Source organism: Micrococcus sp. (assembly GCF_034179925.1).
Classification (GTDB): Bacteria; Actinomycetota; Actinomycetes; order Actinomycetales; family Micrococcaceae; genus Micrococcus.
The window spans coordinates 17,787-33,916 of sequence record NZ_JAXFPG010000029.1 but is presented as its reverse complement, the minus strand read 5'-3'; the positions used below and the strand labels follow the sequence as shown (position 1 = coordinate 33,916).

Sequence of the window (16,130 nt, the reverse complement as noted above, 5' to 3'; positions counted from 1 at the left end):
GGACTACGCTGACCCCATGACCTCCGCCACCCTCCCCCTCGCCGACGCCGTCGAGCTCGTCCACGTGGTCCGCAACGGGTTCGTGGAGTCCCGCACCCCGGGGGCGGCCGTCGTCACCGGCCCGGACGGCGCCGTGCTCGCCGCCCTGGGGCCCGCGGACGCCCTGGTCTACCCGCGCTCCACGCTCAAGCCGTTCCAGGCGATCGCCTCCCTGCGGCACGGGGCGCCCCTGCAGGGTGAGGCCCTGGCCCTGGCGTGCGGCTCCCACCGCGGCACCCGCGCCCACCGGGACCTGGCCGCCTCCGTGCTGGCGGCGGCCGGGCTGTCCGCGGCGGACCTGCAGTGCCCGCCAGAGCACCCGGCCGACCCCGCCGAGGTCCTCCTGCTCGCCCGGCAGGCGCAGCAGGACGGGCGGGAGTACGCGCCCACCCCCCTGGCCTACAACTGCTCCGGCAAGCACGCCGGCTTCCTGGCCGCCTGCGTGGCAGCGGGGCACGACGTCCGCACCTACCTGGACCCGGAGCACCCGCTGCAGCGGGAGGTGACCGCGGTGATCGAGCAGTACTGCGGCGAGCCCGTGGCGCACCTGGGCGTGGACGGCTGCGGGGCGCCGGCCGCCGTCGTCTCCCTGGCGGGGCTGGCCCGCGGGATCGGGCAGGTGGCGTCGGCGCCGGGCTGTGCGGGGGCGGAGCCGCACGCGGCGGCGGCCGCCTCGGCCATGCTGGCGCACCCGTGGGCGGTGCAGGCCGAGGGCCGGGCGAACACCGTGGTGATGCAGCGTCTGGGGCTGATCGCCAAGCTCGGCGCGGACGGGATCACCGTGATGGGCGCCCCGGACGGCACCGCGGTAGCGGTCAAGGCCCTCGACGGCGGCTCCCGCGCCGGGGACCTCGTGGCCCTGGCCCTGCTGGCCCGCTTCGCCCCGGACCATGTGGACCGCCGGGAGCTGCCCGGCGTGCTGGCCGCGGTGGCCCCGAGGATCCTGGGCCGGGGCAAGCCGGTGGGCGCGGTGCGCCTGGCCGAGCCCGTGCGGCAGGCCGTCGGGGCCGAGGTCGCCGCGCTCGTGGACGACGCCGTCCCCGGCGGCCTGGTGGGGCCCCTCGTCCCGGGTGGGCGGGCATGAGCACCGGCGCCGTCCCCAAGCGCCGGGTGCCGGTGGCCGAGGGCCATGCCGCGCTGCGCACCTGGGCCCGCACCCACCGGGAGGACCCGGCCGCCGCCGCGGCTCTGCCCCGCAGCGCCCGGGCGACCGCGGTGCGTTTCGCCCTCGAGGAGCTCGCCACCCGCACCCCCGGGAACTCGGTGGAGGTGCGGGTGCCCCCGTTCGGGGTGGCCCAGTGCATCCCCGGGCCGCGGCACACCCGCGGCACCCCGCCGAACGTGGTGGAGACGGACGCCGTGACCTGGCTGTCCCTCGCCACCGGCCTGACCGGCTGGGAGGAGGCGCTCGCCTCCGGGTCCGTGCGGGCCTCCGGGGTGCGCGCCGACCTCGGCGAGCACCTGCCGCTGATCCGCCCCTGATGCTGGGGCCATCCCGTCCCCCGGCTCGATAGACTGCCGACCATGACGTCCGGCCCCGTGCACGAGCACCCCCAGCCCGCCTCCGCCCCCCGCGGCGGCGAGGCCGAGGTCGCCGTCGCCTCCGACGCTCCCGCCCCGCGGGAGTACACGCTGCGCCGCGCGCCCCGGCTCGGGGCCGTCGTCGTGAGCGCCACGCTGCTCGGCCTGCCGGCCGCGCTCGTGGCCACCCTGATCGCCCGCTCCGGCGAGCCCCTCGTGGACCCGTACTCCGGGGCGCCGCTGACCTTCGGCTCCACGTTCGGCTTCATGGCGTTCGCCTGCTGCCTGGCTGCCGCCGTCCTGGGACTGTGCGTGTGGCTGCTGCTGGACCGCCGCTCCCGCCGGGCGGAGCGGACCGTGCTCCTCGAGCGCACCGACGACCCCGCCTCGGCGGACGTCGGCCTGACCCGTGCCGCGGCCGAGGACCTCCGCGGCCGCCTGGACGCTCCCGCCGGGAGCGCCACCCCCACCTCCGAGAGGACTGCAGACCGGTGATCTCCACTCGCACCCGCCGCGGCGACGGCCGCCTCACCGCCGCGCTCGACCCCCAGGACGCCGGCCCGCAGGACGAATGCGGCGTCTTCGGGGTCTGGGCCCCCGGCGAGGACGTCGCCAAGCTCGCCTACTACGGCCTCTACGCCCTGCAGCACCGCGGCCAGGAGTCCGCGGGCATCGCCGCCTCGGACGGCCGACGCATCGCCGTGTACAAGGACATCGGCCTGGTCTCCCAGGTCTTCGACGAGCCCACCCTCTCCGCCCTCACCGGGCACATGGCCGTGGGCCACTGCCGCTACTCCACGACCGGCGCGAACAAGTGGGCCAACGCCCAGCCCACCCTCGGCGCCACCGCCGACGACGGCACGGTCGCCCTGGCGCACAACGGCAACCTCGTGAACTCCGCGGAGCTGCTGCGCATGGTGCAGGCCACCGAGGGCCGCCACACCCAGGGTGAGATCAAGCAGGGCAATACCACGGACACCGCCCTGGTGACCGCGCTGCTGCACGGCGAGCCCGGCGTGCCCCTCGAGCGCACCGCCCTCGAGCTGCTGCCGCGCATCCGCGGCGCCTACTGCTTCGTGTTCATGGACGAGAACACCCTCTATGCTGCCCGGGACCCGCAGGGGGTGCGCCCGCTCGTGCTCGGCCGCCTCTCCCGCGGCTGGGTGGTGGCCTCCGAGCAGGCCGCCCTGGCCACCGTGGGCGCCTCCTACATCCGCGAGGTGGAGCCCGGCGAGATGATCGCCATCGACGAGGACGGCATCCGCTCCACCCGCTTCGCCGAGCCCGCCCCCGCCGGATGCGTGTTCGAGTACGTGTACCTCGCCCGCCCGGACGCCACCATCGCCGAGCGCTCCGTGTACGAGTCCCGCGTAGAGATGGGCCGCCGGCTGGCCCAGGAGCACCCCGTGGAGGCCGACGTCGTGATCCCCGTGCCGGAATCCGGCACCCCGGCCGCCGTCGGCTACGCGGACGCCTCCGGCATCCCGTTCCGCCAAGGTTTCGTGAAGAACGCCTACGTGGGCCGCACCTTCATCCAGCCCTCCCAGACCCTGCGCCAGCTCGGCATCCGCCTCAAGCTCAACGTGCAGCCCACTGTGGTGGCCGGCAAGCGCGTGGTGGTGGTGGACGACTCGATCGTCCGCGGCAACACCCAGCGCGCCATCGTGCGGATGCTTAAGGAGGCCGGTGCCGCCGAGGTGCACGTGAAGATCTCCTCGCCGCCGGTGAAGTGGCCCTGCTTCTACGGGATCGACTTCGCCACCCGCGCCGAGCTGATCGCCAACGGGGCCGCCGTGGAGGAGATCGCGTCCTCGATCGGTGCGGACTCGCTGGCCTACATCAGCGAGGAGGGCATGATCGCCGCCACCGAGCAGCCCCGTGAGCGCCTGTGCACGGCCTGTTTCACAGGCCGGTACCCCATCGAGCTGCCCGAGGAGACCGAGCGCGGCAAGGGCCTGCTCGAGAGCGCGGGCGCCCAGGTGCGCGTGCCCGAGGCGGACGGGACCACCACGACCATCGCCGCCACCGGGTGTGAACCCGGGCCGGACTCTGAGGACGAGAAGCTGCTCACCACGACCGACAGGACCCCGCTGTGACCGAGAACCCCACCCCCATCACCTACGCCTCGGCCGGCGTGGACGTCGAGGCCGGCGACCGCGCGGTGGAGCTCATGAAGGACGCCGTGAAGGCGACGCACACCGCCGAGGTGCTCGGCGGCGTCGGCGGTTTCGCGGGCCTCTGGGACGCCTCCGCGCTGACCGGCTACCGCAAGCCGCTGCTGGCGACCTCCACCGACGGCGTCGGCACGAAGGTGGCGATCGCCCAGGCCCTCGACAAGCACGACACCATCGGCCAGGACCTCGTGGGCATGGTCGTGGACGACATCGTGGTGGTCGGTGCCAAGCCGCTGTTCATGACCGACTACATCGCGTGCGGCAAGGTCGTCCCCGAGCGCATCGCGGACATCGTGCGTGGCGTGGCCGAGGGCTGCCGCCTCGCCGGCACCGCCCTGGTGGGCGGCGAGACCGCCGAGCATCCGGGCCTGCTCGCCGAGGACGAGTACGACGTCGCCGGTGCGGCCACCGGTGTGGTCGAGGCCGACCGTGTGCTCGGCGCCGAGCGTGTGCACTCCGGCGACGTGGTGATCGGCATGGCCTCCTCCGGTGTGCACTCCAACGGCTACTCGCTGGTGCGCCGTGTGGTGAACGCGGCCGGGTGGAGCTTCGACCGCGAGGTGGACGAGCTGGGCCGCACCCTCGGCGAGGAGCTGCTCGAGCCCACCCGGATCTACACCCGCGCCTGCCTGGACCTGATGGACTCCCTGAACGGCACCGACGGCGGCGAGGACCTGCCGCTGCGCGGGTTCTCCCACGTGACCGGCGGCGGCCTGGCCGCGAACCTGGCGCGTGTGCTGCCGCAGGGCTTGATGGCCACCGTGGACCGCGGCACCTGGTCCCTGCCGCCGGTGTTCCGGCTGGTCGGCGAGCTGGGGCGTGTGCCCCAGGCGGACCTCGAGCGCACCCTGAACCTGGGCGTGGGCATGGTGGCCGTGGTGGCCGCCGACGCCGCAGACCGTGCCGTGGCGGCCGTGGAGGCCGCCGGCATCCCGGCGTGGACCATGGGCACCGTCGGCGAGGTGACCGACGAGGCCCGGTCCGCCGGGGAGGACTTCGTGCAGGGTGCCAAGGGCGTGGACGGCGGCGCCGTGCTGCTGACCGGCTCCTACGCCGCCTCCTGACACTTCCGTTCGAGAAACAGGAAGCCCCCGGGGCGCTCCCGTGTACGAAACGGGAGCCTCCGGGGGCGCTTTCGTTCGAGGAACGGGAGATCAGCGCACCGCGAAGACCCGCCCGCCCAGGCGCTCGCGGTGCGCCACCACCTCGGCGACGACCCTGCCGAAGCCGTCCCGCGCGTCGTCCTCGGTGACCACGATCTGCGCCCACCCGGCCCGCTCCCACCCCTCGTTCCGGCGTCGATCCCGCGCCTGCTGCTCCAAGCTCCGGTGGTGGGCGCCGTCATAGTGCAGCACCAGCCGCCACTGCCGGTAGCCGAGGTCGGCGTCGGGTGAGCCGCGCCTGCCGGGGTGCAGCATCAGCTGCAGCTCCGGCTCGGGAAGCCCGGCATCGATGAGCGCGAGTCTCAGCGCCGTCTCCGGCGGGGAGTCCGCGCCCACGCGCACCAGCTCCAGCGCCGCACGGGCCATCCGGATCCCGGAGAAGCGCCCGGAGCGTTCAAGGCAGGCGCGCAGCCGGGGGATGGTGGTGCGCGGCGGCAGGCGGCCCTCGGGCGTCCACAGCGGGGTGACGGCGGCATCACCGGCGGCGACCACCGGGTCCACCGGGCCCCGCGGCAGCATCGCGGCCAGGTCCGCCCAGGTCCGTTCGATCGACGTCACCGGGATCCCGTGTAGGCGGACCACGTCCTGTCCCGGCACGCTCCGGGCGTGGGAGGTGACCTCAGGCCGGAGGCTGGCGCCACGCCGGTGCGGCCGCGAGAGGTGGACGGTGCCGTCCTCAGTGAGGAACGGCGGCAACGGCAGCCCGTGCAGGAGCAGCGCGGTCACGTGGGAGGCCACGCCCCGGGCGGCCTGCACGACGGCGGCCACCTCCTCTGGAGCGAAGGGTGCCGGCGGCACGGGGTATCCGAGGGCGTCCCAGGTGAGGGGCGCGTCAGCGGTGCGCCGGTGCACGCCGTGGGTGACGCGGCGGATGTCGCCGGCGCGGAGGCGGTCCTCCGGCAGGCCGTGAGCTCTCAGGTCGGCACGGGTGAAGGTGGGTGCCGCGGTCGGGCCGAGGGTGGCGGGCAGTGCTCTGGGGTGCATGTCTGCCAGCCTGGCCCGTTGATGGCGGGACGGGGCAGGGGACCCGGCCGAGATGGGGAGGATGTGCCGGGGGCGGGGCGCTGTGCAGGAGGCGACGCCCGGTTGGAGGGGATGGACGGGGCTGGACCGGCCCGGGTGGGTCAGTGCGGGCCGACAGCCTCCCGTCTCATGCACCGGAGTGTTCCGGGAACCTCCTGTTCCACGCACCAGAGCGTCCGGAAGAGGGCCCGTCTCACACACGGGAGCGCCCGGAGAAGCTCCCGTTTCGTGCACGGGAGCGCCTGGGGAAGCTCCCGTTTCTCGAACGAGAGTTATGGGAGTGGGGCTCTGGGGGTGGGGGTTCGTCAGTGGAGGTGGGCGTCGAGCCAAGTGAGAGCCTCGGCCGCGCCGGTGCGCCAGCGCCAGCGGGCCTTGGTGTCGCCGCGGGTGGGGCCCAGGGAGACCAGCCCGACGTCCTTGCCCGCCCGCTCGGCGCGCAGCACGAACCGGAACCCGCTCATCACGGCCAGCGAGGTGCCCACGGCCAGCACCGCACGGCCCTCGTCCACGAGCTCGTCGGCCCGCTCCCGCCAGGCCCGGGGCACGTTCTCGCCGAAGTACACCACATCCGGCTTGAGCTCCACGGAGCCGCAGGCCAGGCAGCCGACCATCCGGAAGGCGTCCACCCACCGCTGGTCCAGGGTGACATCACCATCCGGGTTGACGGCGTCGCGCTCCACGGCCACCCGCTGCAGGAACCCGGGGTTGGCGGCCTCAAGCCGCACATCCAGCGCCCGCCGGGACTCGAGTGCCCCGCAGTGCAGGCACACCACCCGGGCGAGGTCGCCGTGCAGCTCCACGAGCAGGTTCGGGTCCATGCCCGCGGCCCGGCCGGCCTCAGCATGCAGGCCGTCCACATTCTGGGTGACGATCCCGCTCACGACGCCGCGGCGCACCCAGTCCGCGAGGATCCGGTGGGCGGGATTCGGCCGGGCCTCGTCCATGCGGCGCCAGCCCACGAACGAGCGCGCCCAGTAGCGGTGCCGTGCGGCGGGGTCGTCCCGGAACTCCTGGAACGTCATGGGCCGGTGGCGGTGGAGGGAGCCGTTCGGCCCCCGGTAATCCGGGATCCCGGAGTCCGTGGAGACGCCGGCACCGGTGATCACCACGGGCCGCTGCTCGGCGAGCATGCGCAGAAGACCCCGAGACGCCGTCTCGGGGTCCTGCTCAGGAACGGTCTCCCCCACCACCCGGGCGATCGACCGCAGTGCGGCACGATGTCCGTCCAGGGCGGGGTGCTTCGCGGGCGTCATCAGCGCCGCGCGTCGTCCTCGTCGTCCTCGTCCGCGTAGAGGTCCGCGTAGGGATCCTCGTACTCGGCCTCGTCGACCTCCGGCTCCGCCGTGGGTGCGCTCCTGCGCCCGCCGGCGAGCTCTCGCTCCAGTGCCGAGAGGTCCGTTCCGGGGACGAAGTACTTCATCTCCCGTGCCTGCTTCGTGGCCTTCGCCTTCTGACGGCCGCGCCCCATGAGCGTGACCCCCTTCGCATCTCTCGTCTCCCGGGCTGAGGGCACGCAGAGGCCCGCCGGGTGTCACTGGTCAATATGGTTCGTGCGCACAAGGGTACATCACGGGGCGCACACCCCGGGCGGCATCGCTGTTCCCGCAGGTCAGCGCGCCGTGAGCGCGGAGGCGTCGTCCCGCAGCACCCCCACCAGGTGCCCCAGGGCCCGCGTGCTGCGCTCGAGGCGCTCGACGGAGACGTTCTGGGGGCCGTCGTCGGGAGTGTGGTTGGCGGCGTCGTCCTCGGAGAACAGGCCTGTGGCGGGAATGTCCGCCCAGCGGAACGGCCCGAAGTCGGACCAGCCGGTGGACTCGGTGACGGCCGTGGTCTCGCCATCGCGGCGGAGCTGATCGGCCAGCAGCCGCTCCGCTCCGGGCCGGCCGGAGTCGGCCAGCACACGCACCGGGTCGTCGGTGTCGACAGGGGCCACCATGTCCACGTTCACGTAGAGGGCGATCCGCTGCGCCTCGGCGTCGGTGAGCGCGTCCACATAGTGGCGCGAGCCCTGGAGGCCGATCTCCTCGGCGCTCCACAGGGCGAAGCGGACGGGGTGCTCGTGGGGGCCGGAGCCCGCCGCCCGGCGGGCGATCTCCAGGACGGCGGCGACCCCGGTGGCGTTGTCGTGGATGCCCGGGCCGAAGGGCACGCTGTCCAGGTGGGCGCCCACCAGCACGGCGTCCTGGCTGCGGCCGGGGGCCTCGGCGAGGACGTTCACGAAGGTGCGCTGCTCCACCTTCTCGTCCACGCGCAGGTCCACGCGGGCCTGCCCGGTGCGTGCGGCCGCCAGCAGGTCCCGGCCGAGTTCACCGCTGACCGCCACGGTCCCGGCGTGGTCCTCGTGCGGGTAGCCGAGGGAGGCGTAGAGCGGTCCGTCAGCGTCGTTGTAGACGACGACGCCGACCGCCCCCGCGCTGCGGGCCACAGCGGACTTGGTGCTCAGGGAGCAGTCCCCGGCCACCGAGACCAGGGCGATGGCCCCGGTGAGGTCCGCCCCGCCCCAATCGGCGCTGCTGCATCCGTCGGCCACCGCAGGCGCGCGCAGGGGTGCGTTCTGCGCGGTGATGGCCGGCGAGTAGCGCAGCACGGTGTAGTCGAGCGAGCGCGGGGCAGGCCCGCGGAGGGTGAACGCGTGCGCGGTGTTCTCCCGGTAGGTGCCCTCGAACGGCTGCAGCTGGACCTCGTAGCCGGCCTCCTCGAGTTCGGCGACGACGTACTCCACGGTGGCGTCCGCCCCAGGGGTGCCGGAGGCTCGGTGCCCGCCGTTCTCCCGGGCGATGCGCTCGATCGCCTCGAGGTCCTCGCGCAGGGCGTCCTGCCGGACGGCGGCCACGAGGGCTTCGGGGGTGTCGGCGGGGCCGGTGCCGGAGGGCTCTGCGGTCTCCGAGGCGTTCGGAACGGCCGGTGCTGTGGTCTGCCCGCTGGGGGCTGCGGCCTGCCCGTTGGGGGTCGGCCCGGTGGGCGTCTGCCCCGGGTCCTGCGCTGCGGGCACACACCCGCCCAGGGTGAGGGCGGTGAGCAGGCTCAGGGCCGCGGCGGGTGCGGGGGGCAGGGCGGAGCGCAGGGTGCGCCGGGGCTCGGGCATCGAGGTCCTTTCGAGGAGGGGCGGGCCGGGGCGAGGAGGGGCGGGCCGGGGCGAGGACCGGGGCCGAGGATCAGCCGGGGCGGCTCACGCGGATGGTTCCGCCACCCTACGCCCGTCTCAGATCCAGCCGGCCTCCCAGGCCCGCTGCGCCGCCTCCTGACGGGTGCGCACGCCGAGCTTGCCGATCGCGCTGGAGAGGTGGTTCCGCACGGTCCCGGGCGCCAGGTGGAGGGCATCGGCGATGTCCTCCACCCGGGCGGCCCGGCGCCCCTCGCGCAGCACGTCCAGCTCGCGGTCGGTCAGGGGGCTGCGCTCGGCCGTCAGGGCGGAGGCGGCGATCTCCGGGTCCACGTAGCGCCGCCCCGCCGCGACCTGCCGGATCACGTCCGCGAGCTCCTCGGCCGGCGTCGACTTCGGCACGAACCCGGCGACCTGCTCGGCCAGGGCGCGCCGGAGCACCCCGGGACGGGCGTGGCGGGTGAAGATCACCACCCGGGTGGGCACCGTCCGCAGGATCCGGTGGGCGGCGTCCACGCCGTCCAGCCCGGGCATCTCCAGGTCCAGCAGGCACACATGGGGGCGGTGCTCGACGGCGGCGCGCACCGCGGCCTCGCCGTCGCCGACACCGGGGATCACCTCGAGGTCGTCCTCGAGCCCGAGCAGCGCCTCGACGGCGCCGCGGATGAGCACCTCGTCGTCCGCGACGAGCACCCGGATGCGGTCCCGGCTCATCGTCCCTCCTGTCCGGCCGCACCGTGCGGCACCGTGATGGTCAGTGTGAACTCCGCGTCCTGCCGGGCGCCCTCGGCACTCCCGCCCAGGGCCCGGGCCCGCTCGGCGAGCGAGGCCAGACCGCTGCCGCGCGTCGCTCCGGCCCCGCCGGGACCCCCGCCACCGCCCTCGACCCCGCCGGCACCGTCAGCACCGTCGTTGCGGACGGTCAGGCGCACGGCGTCCGGGCCGCAGCCCTCGAGGCGGAGGCCCACGTGCTCGGCGCGGGCGTGGCGGAGGATGTTGGTGGTGGCCTCGCGCACGGCCAGGCCGAGCACCCGCCCGGCTTCCCCCGGGATCCGGTCCGCGCCGGGGTCCACGCGCACGTCCACCGCGGCGCCGGCGGCGGCCAGCACGTCCGCGGCGTTGGCCAGCTCGTCGGCCAGGGACACCGCGCGCAGGTCCCGCACGAGGGCCCGGGTCTCCCCGAGGGCCTCGGCGGCGGTGCCGCGGACCTCGGCGAGCGCGGCGGCGGCCTCCTCGGTGCGGCCGCGGTCCAGCAGGCGCTCGGCCAGCTCAGCTTTGAGGGCGATCACCTGCAGGTGGTGGCCCTGGACGTCGTGCAGGTCGGCGGCGAAGCGCAGCCGCTCCTGGGTGACGGCGAGGTCCCCGGCCTGGCGTCGGGCGTCCTCGAGCCGCAGGGTGAGGCGCCAGAACCAGACGGTCGGGGGCACGGTGAGCACCATCATCAGCAGCCAGAACAGCACCCCGAAGGCGCTGTCCGCGGGGCCTGCCGGGGTGCGCACCATGGTGGCGACGGCGCAGCCGACCACCGCGACCGCCCCCAGGGTGAGCACCGCGCGGCGGTCCGCCTCCGGCACCAGGCAGACCAGGAGCACCACGGCCAGCCACAGCGGCAGCACGCACCACGGGGTCAGACCGACCATGGGAGCCAGGAGCACGCCCGCCCCGGCCAGGAGCAGCGGCGGGCCCAGCAGGGCGGCCAGGAACGGTGGGCGGGGCCAAGAGGTCGGATGCAGGGGCAGGTCTCGGAGGGTGAGGACGGCCCAGCTCGCCCCCGCGGCGCAGGCCGCCGAGAGCACCGTCGCCACCGCCCTGAGCGCCGGGGACAGCTCCGCGGCCGGCTCCGCGCGCGCCCCGTCCAGCACGAGCACCAGGGGCATCCACCCGGTGGCCAGCACGACGACGAGCAGCAGCCCGCCGGCCGTGTACCACCAGGCGGCACGCAGGGCGGGGGAACGGCCCGGGGCGGTGCCGGCCGCGGAGACGGGCGGCTGGGTGGGCAGCTGCCCGGAGGGGCGCGGTCCGGCGGCGCCCGCGGGGTCCGATGCGGGGGTGCTCATGCCCAGCACTGTAGGGCCATGACACATGTCACGGGTGGGCGTGCGCATCCGGCCGACAGGCCGTGACGTGAGGGCACTTCCGGGTCCCCGGGCCGCCCGGGAACAGTGGTGGTCATGGACATCGGGGCCGCGGACACCGCGTCCGGGCCCCGCCGAGACGACCGCCGGGAGGCAGACATGATCCAGGAACTGACCCGTTCGATGCACGGCTTCGTGGAGGGCCTGCCCGAGGCGCTGCAGGGCCTCGGAGTGTTCCTCGTGGGGCTGGTGCCCCTCGTGGAGGGCGAGGGCGCGGCGATGATCGGCGTGATCGCGGGGGTGAGCCCGTGGGTCGCGGCGCCGGCCGCGGTGCTGGGCAACCTGCTGGCGGTGGGCCTGCTGGTCTACGCCGCGCACGGGACCCGCTCGGCCCTGGCCCGGCGCCGGGCCGCCGGGGAGGGCAGCACCGCCTCCGGCACGGCCCCCGCCTCGGTGGCCGACGACACCGCGGACCCGCGCCGGGCCCGTCTGCGCCGTCGCTTCGAGTCCTGGGGCGTGCCCGGAGTGAGCCTGGTCGGTCCGTGGCTGCTCATCCCCGGCCACCTCGCCGCCCCCGCGATGGTCTCCTTCGGGGCCTCCCGGAACCGGGTGATGGCCTGGCAGGCGGTGGCGATCGTCCTCTACTCGGGGCTCGCGGCCGTGCTGGCCGCGCTCCTGATGCACGCCGTGGGGGTGCAGGCCACGGCCGAGACCTTCGGCCTCTGACCCGCACCCCCGAGGCGGTCAGTCCCGCCGGGCCCGGACGGTGAGCCCGTCGACGTCCTCGCCGGCGGCCGCGTCCACCACCACGGTGTCCCCGTCCACGATCTCGGAGGCCAGCAGGCCCCGGGCGAGCTGGTCGCCGATCTCGCGCTGGACGAGCCGGCGCAGCGGACGGGCACCGTAGGCCGGGTCGTAGCCGGTGAGGGCCAGCCACTCGCGGGCCGCGTCCGTGACCTCCAGGGTGAGCCGGCGCGCGGTGAGCCGCTGGGCCAGCGCGTCCACCTGCAGGTCCACGATCCGGGCGAGGTCCTCCACGCCGAGCGCGTCGAACATCACCACCTCGTCCAGGCGGTTGAGGAACTCGGGCTTGAACGCCCCGCGCACCACGTCCATCACCCGGTCCCGGCGCACCTGCTCCTCGAGGGTCTGATCCACCAGGAACTGGCTGCCCAGGTTCGAGGTGAGGATCAGGATCACGTTGCGGAAGTCCACGGTGCGGCCCTGGCCGTCGGTGAGGCGGCCGTCGTCGAGCACCTGCAGGAGGATGTCGAACACCTCCGGGTGGGCCTTCTCCACCTCGTCCAGCAGCACCACCGAGTACGGGCGGCGCCGCACGGCCTCGGTGAGCTGGCCGCCCTCGTCGTAGCCCACGTAGCCGGGAGGCGCCCCGACCAGCCGGGACACCGCGTGCTTCTCCGAGTACTCGGACATGTCGATCCGCACCATGGCGCGGTCGTCGTCGAAGAGGAACTCCGCGAGCGCCTTGGCCAGCTCGGTCTTGCCCACGCCGGTGGGGCCGAGGAACAGGAAGGAGCCGGTGGGGCGGTTCGGGTCCGAGATCCCGGCGCGGGCACGGCGCACCGCATCCGAGACGGCGGCCACGGCGTCCCTCTGGCCGATCAGCCGCTCGCCGAGGTGCTGCTCCATGGTGAGCAGCTTCTCGGATTCGGCGGTGAGCATGCGCCCGGCGGGGATGCCGGTCCAGGCGGAGACCACCTCGGCGATGTCGTCCGCGGTGACGTTCTCCGAGACCATCGACTCGCCCTCGGCGGCGTCCGAGGCGGACTCGGCGGCGACGGCGGCGGCCAGCTCCTGCTCCAGGGCGGGGATCTCCCCGTAGAGGATGCGGGAGGCCTCGGCGAGGTCGCCGTCACGCTGGGCCTTCTCGGCGGCCGAGCGCAGCTCGTCGAGCTTCACGCGCAGGTCACCGGCCTGGTTCAGCGAGGCCTTCTCGCGCTCCCACCGGGCGGTGAGGGCGGTGAGCTCCTCCTCGCGGTCGGCCTTCTCGGCGCGCAGCGCGGCCAGGCGCTCGGCCGAGGCGAGGTCGGTCTCGCCGTCGAGGGCCAGCTCCTCCATGGTGAGGCGGTCCACCTGGCGGCGGAGCACGTCGATCTCCTCCGGGGCGGAGTCGATCTCCATGCGCAGCCGGGAGGCAGCCTCGTCCACGAGGTCGATGGCCTTGTCCGGCAGCTGGCGGCCGGTGATGTACCGGTCGGACAGCGCGGCGGCGGCCACGAGCGCGGAGTCGGCGATCTCCACCTTGTGATGGGCCTCGTAGCGCTCCTTCAGGCCGCGCAGGATCGCGATGGTGTCGTCCACGCTCGGCTCACCCACGTACACCTGCTGGAAGCGGCGCTCCAGGGCCGGGTCCTTCTCGATGTTCTCGCGGTACTCGTCCAGGGTGGTGGCACCGATCAGGCGCAGCTCGCCGCGGGCCAGCATGGGCTTGAGCATGTTGCCGGCGTCCATGGCGCCCTCGGAGGCGCCGGCGCCGACCACTGTGTGGATCTCGTCGATGAACGTGACGATCTGCCCGTCCGACTTCCGGATCTCCTCGAGGACGGCCTTGAGCCGCTCCTCGAACTCGCCGCGGTACTTGGCGCCGGCGATCATGGCACCCAGGTCCAGGGAGATGAGGGTCTTGCCGCGCAGGGACTCGGGGACGTCCCCGGCCACCATGCGCTGGGCCAGGCCCTCGACGACGGCGGTCTTGCCGACGCCGGGCTCGCCGATGAGCACGGGGTTGTTCTTGGTGCGCCGGGAGAGCACCTGGACGACGCGGCGGATCTCGGCGTCACGGCCGATCACCGGGTCCAGCTTGCCGGAGCGGGCCACCTCGGTCAGGTCCGTGCCGTACTTCTCGAGGGACTGGAAGGTGGCCTCCGGGTCCGCGGTGGTGACTTTCGCATCCCCGCGGACCTGGGTGAAGGCGGCCTGCAGCGCCTCCACGGAGGCACCGGCCTCGCGCAGGGCGCGGCCGGCCTCGCCCGGGTCCGCGGCGAGGCCGAGCAGCAGGTGCTCGGTGGAGACGAACGCGTCCCCGTGGCGGGCGGCCTCCTGCTGGGCGGCCTTGACGACGCCGAGCCCCGCCGAGGACAGCCGGGCCTCCGCCACCGTGGAGCCGGTGACCTTGGGCAGTCCGGCGATGGCGGTGGAGGCTGCGGTGGAGACCACGTCCGGGTCCGTGCCGGCGGCCTTGAGGACGGCCACGGCCACGGAGTCGCGCTGGTCCATGAGCGCCTTGAGCAGGTGAGCGGGCTCGACCTGCGAGTTCGAGGCGGTGGAGGCGTTCATGGCCGCGGCCGAGAGCGCCTCCTGGCTCTTGGTGGTGAACTGCGGGGTGGGGTTCATGCGGGGAGTGCTCCTTCGCCGTCGATAAAACTGAGTCTGCCTGACTCAACCCCGCGCGTCGAGGGGTTATTCCACCCGCCCGGATGCCCCTCGCCGATCAGTAGCGCAGGCTCGTCATCATGCCGAGCTCGGCGTGGTAGATGTTGTGGCAGTGCAGCATCCAGACGCCGGGGTTGTCGGCCTGCAGGTCGGCCTCCACGGTCTCCATCGGACGCAGCAGCACGGTGTCCTTGCGCAGGCCGCCACTGCCGGGCAGAGCCCAGGTGTGGCCGTGGATGTGCATGGGGTGGGCCATCGCCGTCATGTTCCTCATCCGCAGGCGCACCCGCTGGCCGGCGCTGACCTCCAGGGGGGTGTCGTGGCCGAAGCGCGTGCCGTTCAGCCCCCACGCATAGGGCTGCATCTGGCCGTTGAGGTCCACGTCCAGGGTGACGTCAGGCTCGCGCTCGGGCAGGCGGGCGCCCTCGGCGGGGGTGAGCTCGGTGGTCAGCAGGACCTTCCCGTCCAGTTCGGCGATGCGCTTGTCCACGGCGGGCACACGCCCGGCACCGGTGCGCACGATGGCCCGGGCCGGGGTGCCGTCCTTGCCCTCGGGGGCGGCCTGGAACACGAACACGCCGTCGTCGAGGGTCACGAGCGCGTCCAGGCGCTCCCCCATGGCCAGGTAGACGGCCACCGCCTCGGTGGGGTTCACGGGGAACCCGTCCGTATGGGTCACGGTGAGCCGGTGGCCCTGCAGGGCGAACCGGAAGATGGTGTCCGAGGCGGCGTTGATGATCCGCAGGCGCACCCGCTGCCCGGGCCTGCCGGTCAGCGTGCGGGGTGCCTCGGGGACACGCCCGTTGACGAGGTAGTGGGGGTAGGCGAGGTCGCCGGCGTCGCCCAGGGGCGAGTCGCCGTGGTGCATGCCGGCCATGTCGTGGCCGGCTCCGTGCCCATGGCCCGTTCCGTGCCCGTGCCCGGCCCCCTGCCCCATGCTCTCGGAGGCGGCCCCCGCGGAGGCGCTCGGGTCGGCCAGGTCACCGCTCTGGGCCTGGAGCCCGGCGAGGAGATCGTCCGGAGAGCTGCCGACGCCGTCGGTCCAGTCGTCGAGGGTGATGACCCACTCCTGGTCGTAGTGGCCCGGGTCCTCGGGGTCGTCGATGATCAGCGGGCCGTACAGGCCGCGGTCGATCTGCACGCCCGTGTGGGGGTGGAAGAAGTACGTGCCCGGGTCCGGGGCGACGAACTGGTACGTGAACGAGGCGCCTGCCTCGATGGGCTCCTGGGTGACGCCGGGGACGCCGTCACTGGCCTGGCGCAACGCCAGCCCGTGCCAGTGCACGGAGGTGTCCGTGGGCAGCCGGTTGTCCACCCGGACCTGCAGCAGATCACCGGCGGTGGCCCGCAGGGCGGGGGCGTCGAGGCTCTCCTCATAGGCCCAGGTCTTGGCCGTGACCCCGCCGAGGTCGAGGGTGACGGGCCGCGGGGTGAGCACGTGCTCGACGGTCCTGGTGCCGGGAGCCGCCGTCAGCGGGGACTGGCTGGGGATCGCCGGCGTGCCGGGCGCGGAGCCCGGGGTGGCACGGGAGCCGCAGGCGCTGAGCGCCCCGGCCGAGGCCAGCCCCAGGCCGGCGAGGAGGACATGGCGGCGGGAGGGCGTGTGCATGGGCACGAGTCTGACGGACCCTCCTCCACC

The 16,130-nt window shown here is 74.4% G+C and carries 14 protein-coding genes; 6 read left to right on the top strand and 8 right to left on the bottom strand.

What is annotated here, in order from left to right:
• The first annotated feature begins 16 nt into the window (after positions 1-16).
• From SPI96_RS05250 to purM, 5 genes are read left to right on the top strand one after another with little or no spacing between them, the layout of a single operon-like run.
• A complete protein-coding gene (locus SPI96_RS05250; protein WP_321081311.1) occupies positions 17-1,123 on the top strand; it encodes an asparaginase in 1,107 nt (368 codons plus the stop codon).
• Positions 1,120-1,521, top strand: a complete 402-nt coding sequence (locus SPI96_RS05245; RefSeq protein WP_321081310.1) for a sterol carrier family protein — start codon at positions 1,120-1,122, stop codon at positions 1,519-1,521. Before SPI96_RS05250 ends, SPI96_RS05245 begins: the two co-directional genes overlap by 4 nt.
• Before the next feature lie 42 nt (positions 1,522-1,563).
• Entirely contained in the window at positions 1,564-2,055 is a 492-nt protein-coding gene (locus SPI96_RS05240) for a hypothetical protein (RefSeq protein ID WP_321081309.1), read from the top strand.
• Positions 2,052-3,656 carry an amidophosphoribosyltransferase gene (gene purF / locus SPI96_RS05235; protein WP_321081308.1) on the top strand — a complete coding sequence of 535 codons (1,605 nt, stop codon included), beginning with the start codon at positions 2,052-2,054 and terminating at the stop codon, positions 3,654-3,656. Before SPI96_RS05240 ends, purF begins: the two co-directional genes overlap by 4 nt.
• Positions 3,653-4,798: a phosphoribosylformylglycinamidine cyclo-ligase gene (gene purM, locus SPI96_RS05230; RefSeq protein ID WP_321081307.1), complete on the top strand. Its 1,146-nt coding sequence runs from the start codon at positions 3,653-3,655 to the stop codon at positions 4,796-4,798. The genes purF and purM overlap by 4 nt, the downstream gene beginning before the upstream one ends.
• A gap of 90 nt (positions 4,799-4,888) precedes the next feature.
• Here the strand turns inward: purM and SPI96_RS05225 are convergent, their stop codons facing one another.
• The 6 genes from SPI96_RS05225 to SPI96_RS05200 form a co-directional block, all read right to left on the bottom strand.
• Positions 4,889-5,881 carry a hypothetical protein gene (locus tag SPI96_RS05225; RefSeq protein WP_321081306.1) on the bottom strand — a complete coding sequence of 331 codons (993 nt, stop codon included), beginning with the start codon at positions 5,879-5,881 and terminating at the stop codon, positions 4,889-4,891.
• Positions 5,882-6,225: 344 nt separating this feature from the next.
• On the bottom strand, positions 6,226-7,173 hold the full coding sequence (locus SPI96_RS05220) for a Sir2 family NAD-dependent protein deacetylase (protein ID WP_321081305.1): 948 nt from the start codon (positions 7,171-7,173) through the stop codon (positions 6,226-6,228).
• A complete protein-coding gene (locus SPI96_RS05215; protein WP_321081304.1) occupies positions 7,173-7,388 on the bottom strand; it encodes a DUF3073 domain-containing protein in 216 nt (71 codons plus the stop codon). Before SPI96_RS05215 ends, SPI96_RS05220 begins: the two co-directional genes overlap by 1 nt.
• A 141-nt stretch (positions 7,389-7,529) precedes the next feature.
• Positions 7,530-9,005: a M20/M25/M40 family metallo-hydrolase gene (locus tag SPI96_RS05210; RefSeq protein WP_321081303.1), complete on the bottom strand. Its 1,476-nt coding sequence runs from the start codon at positions 9,003-9,005 to the stop codon at positions 7,530-7,532.
• 117 nt (positions 9,006-9,122) lie between these two features.
• The gene (locus SPI96_RS05205; RefSeq protein WP_321081302.1) at positions 9,123-9,737 is read right to left on the bottom strand and encodes a response regulator transcription factor; all 615 of its coding nucleotides are present in this window, start codon (positions 9,735-9,737) and stop codon (positions 9,123-9,125) included.
• Positions 9,734-11,080 carry a sensor histidine kinase gene (locus SPI96_RS05200; protein WP_321081301.1) on the bottom strand — a complete coding sequence of 449 codons (1,347 nt, stop codon included), beginning with the start codon at positions 11,078-11,080 and terminating at the stop codon, positions 9,734-9,736. The genes SPI96_RS05205 and SPI96_RS05200 overlap by 4 nt, the downstream gene beginning before the upstream one ends.
• A 177-nt stretch (positions 11,081-11,257) precedes the next feature.
• Between SPI96_RS05200 and SPI96_RS05195 the strand changes: the two genes are divergently transcribed.
• Complete coding sequence (locus SPI96_RS05195; protein ID WP_321081300.1) at positions 11,258-11,824, top strand: hypothetical protein; 567 nt, start codon at positions 11,258-11,260, stop codon at positions 11,822-11,824.
• 18 nt (positions 11,825-11,842) lie between these two features.
• On the opposite strand, the gene clpB is transcribed toward SPI96_RS05195, so the two are convergent.
• Positions 11,843-14,452: an ATP-dependent chaperone ClpB gene (gene clpB, locus SPI96_RS05190; RefSeq protein WP_321081299.1), complete on the bottom strand. Its 2,610-nt coding sequence runs from the start codon at positions 14,450-14,452 to the stop codon at positions 11,843-11,845.
• 97 nt (positions 14,453-14,549) lie between these two features.
• Complete coding sequence (locus tag SPI96_RS05185) at positions 14,550-16,100, bottom strand: multicopper oxidase family protein (RefSeq protein ID WP_321081298.1); 1,551 nt, start codon at positions 16,098-16,100, stop codon at positions 14,550-14,552.
• Between the last annotated feature and the right edge of the window lie 30 nt (positions 16,101-16,130).

What these genes read in the sequence shown, in the direction of transcription:
- clpB (WP_321081299.1), bottom strand. Translation starts at nt 14,452, where the DNA reads ATGAACCCCACCCCGCAGTTCACCACCAAGAGCCAGGAGGCGCTCTCG.
- SPI96_RS05250 (WP_321081311.1), top strand. Translation starts at nt 17, where the DNA reads ATGACCTCCGCCACCCTCCCCCTCGCCGACGCCGTCGAGCTCGTCCAC.
- SPI96_RS05245 (WP_321081310.1), top strand. Translation starts at nt 1,120, where the DNA reads ATGAGCACCGGCGCCGTCCCCAAGCGCCGGGTGCCGGTGGCCGAGGGC.
- SPI96_RS05205 (WP_321081302.1), bottom strand. Translation starts at nt 9,737, where the DNA reads ATGAGCCGGGACCGCATCCGGGTGCTCGTCGCGGACGACGAGGTGCTC.
- SPI96_RS05215 (WP_321081304.1), bottom strand. Translation starts at nt 7,388, where the DNA reads ATGGGGCGCGGCCGTCAGAAGGCGAAGGCCACGAAGCAGGCACGGGAG.
- SPI96_RS05210 (WP_321081303.1), bottom strand. Translation starts at nt 9,005, where the DNA reads ATGCCCGAGCCCCGGCGCACCCTGCGCTCCGCCCTGCCCCCCGCACCC.
- SPI96_RS05185 (WP_321081298.1), bottom strand. Translation starts at nt 16,100, where the DNA reads ATGCACACGCCCTCCCGCCGCCATGTCCTCCTCGCCGGCCTGGGGCTG.
- SPI96_RS05195 (WP_321081300.1), top strand. Translation starts at nt 11,258, where the DNA reads ATGATCCAGGAACTGACCCGTTCGATGCACGGCTTCGTGGAGGGCCTG.
- SPI96_RS05220 (WP_321081305.1), bottom strand. Translation starts at nt 7,173, where the DNA reads ATGACGCCCGCGAAGCACCCCGCCCTGGACGGACATCGTGCCGCACTG.
- SPI96_RS05240 (WP_321081309.1), top strand. Translation starts at nt 1,564, where the DNA reads ATGACGTCCGGCCCCGTGCACGAGCACCCCCAGCCCGCCTCCGCCCCC.
- SPI96_RS05225 (WP_321081306.1), bottom strand. Translation starts at nt 5,881, where the DNA reads ATGCACCCCAGAGCACTGCCCGCCACCCTCGGCCCGACCGCGGCACCC.
- SPI96_RS05200 (WP_321081301.1), bottom strand. Translation starts at nt 11,080, where the DNA reads ATGAGCACCCCCGCATCGGACCCCGCGGGCGCCGCCGGACCGCGCCCC.